Source organism: Moorena sp. SIO4E2 (assembly GCF_010671945.1).
Taxonomy (GTDB): domain Bacteria; phylum Cyanobacteriota; class Cyanobacteriia; order Cyanobacteriales; family Coleofasciculaceae; genus Moorena; species Moorena producens.
This window is the reverse complement of sequence record NZ_JAAHIE010001126.1, coordinates 1-1,678: the sequence shown is the minus strand read 5'-3', so window position 1 is coordinate 1,678 and position 1,678 is coordinate 1. Positions and strand designations below refer to the sequence as shown.

Genomic DNA, 1,678 nt, shown 5'->3' with positions numbered 1-1,678 from the left:
TCATTGTGGAGAGCAGTTGAGCGGCTTCGACGAGCACCCTTATCGTCATCAAATCGTTGATATTCCGCCCCTATCGCCCAAGGGAATTGAACATCAACTGCATCAGTTGGAGTGCAATTGCTGCGGCAGGAAGAACCGTGCACCACTCCCTGCCGAGGTACCATCATTAGGCTTAGGAGACCGATTAGCGGCAGTGGTTGCAAGGTTTAGTGTAGAACATCGCCAAATTCACCGGATGGTGAAGTCCTTACTTGCTACAAAGTTTAGTGTTGAGCTTTCCCGTGGGAGCATCAATCGTCTTCGTCACCAGGTGAGTGACGCGGTCGCAGCTCCTGTGGAACAAGCTATTGAGTATGTTCAAGGCCAGGCGTTTGTTCATAGTGATGAAACCAGCTTTAGCCAAGGCAATGGTGATGGACTCAATCCCAGACAAAGCAAAGGATGGCTATGGGTATTAGTTACCCCGTTGGTGATTGTCTTTTCGGTGGTCTTGAGTCGCTCTCAAGCAACGGCCAAAGCATTACTGGGAGAAGAGTTAAACGGTATTTTAATCTCAGACCGTTACAGTGCTTACAACTGGTTAGAGATGATGCATCGTCAAGTGTGCTGGGCTGATCTGAAGCGGGATTTGACGGCTATGGCCTCAGGCACTGGTGTCTTGAAAGAAATTGGTGAAGCTCTATTGCGTCCATAACGTCGGTTACGCAGGATGGTGGCATCGAGTACGGGATGGCACCATGAGTCGTGAGCAGTTTGTCATGGCGGTGGAGCCATTGAGAATGGGTTTCAAGACCCAGGCACGAAGCTGCTGCAGCTTTACCTATTGGCAACAGGGAAAAATCACCCTTGGCCAAAACAGTACGCACAGCCCGAGAGTTATTAAAACTAGAGGCTGCGCTATGGACTTTTGTCTATGTTCCAGGGGTAGAACCCACGAATAATGCTGCAGAACGTGCCCTACGCACTGTCGTAATTTGGCGGCAAACCAGCTTTGGTTCCCAATTTCAAGCCGGCAGTGAATTCGCGCACGAGAATTCTTACTGTGGTGACATCCCTCAAAGCACAGCAGCAAAATCCGAAGGATTATCTCACACAGGCAATTCGAACCCAGCGATTAGGGCTATCGGCTCCATCCCTATTACCACAAACTCTGATCAACACTCAAATACCTATGGTGGCGTAAGGCCATGGTACGGTTACGATTGGACTAACCTAAAATCTACTAACTGATAAAGTTGTATGTCGTGGAGTATTTGAGAAAATTGAGGGTATAGAATATTTAGAATATGATGCATGGAATGCAACTCCGAAGACCAATTTTCTCGAAATCCAAATGCCTCTTCATAAAAGCGAGTGCATCCCTGTAGATGAGAAATGAATGAATAAGTCAGGCGAGAGCAGTAATGTTGGAGTCCAGCTTCTAGGGGCAGGCGATCACTCAAAATTCCATCTAGGACTGCCGCCATGAGCATAGCACTCCGCAAAGCAAAAGGGGTGCCTTCACCGCTAACGGGATCGAGTTTGATGGCAGCTTCTCCTACCAAGAACCATCCGATCCCGCACAACGGTTGACGAATATAGGGGGCACAAGGAAAACAGCGAATTGAATTTACGTTGTTAACGTGGGAACCGATCCCCCTACTTTCGTAGAGAGATTCCAACAAGCTTTGTTGGAATC

Annotated in this window: 3 protein-coding genes; 2 read left to right on the top strand and 1 reads right to left on the bottom strand. The window is 48.2% G+C overall.

Going from position 1 to position 1,678, the window contains the following annotated elements; all coding sequences use genetic code 11:
* Both F6K37_RS41385 and F6K37_RS41380 read left to right on the top strand, forming a co-directional pair.
* Positions 1–694: IS66 family transposase (locus tag F6K37_RS41385; protein WP_287257084.1), on the top strand; the 694-nt coding region annotated here is incomplete at its 5' end.
* A gap of 152 nt (positions 695–846) precedes the next feature.
* Positions 847–1,230 carry an IS66 family transposase gene (locus F6K37_RS41380; RefSeq protein WP_502887838.1) on the top strand — a complete coding sequence of 128 codons (384 nt, stop codon included), beginning with the start codon at positions 847–849 and terminating at the stop codon, positions 1,228–1,230.
* Here F6K37_RS41380 and F6K37_RS41375 read toward each other — a convergent pair.
* Positions 1,197–1,678 (bottom strand): NAD(P)/FAD-dependent oxidoreductase (locus tag F6K37_RS41375; RefSeq protein WP_287257083.1); only part of this gene is annotated, 482 nt, incomplete at its 5' end. The two genes, F6K37_RS41380 and F6K37_RS41375, sit on opposite strands and share 34 nt — an antisense overlap.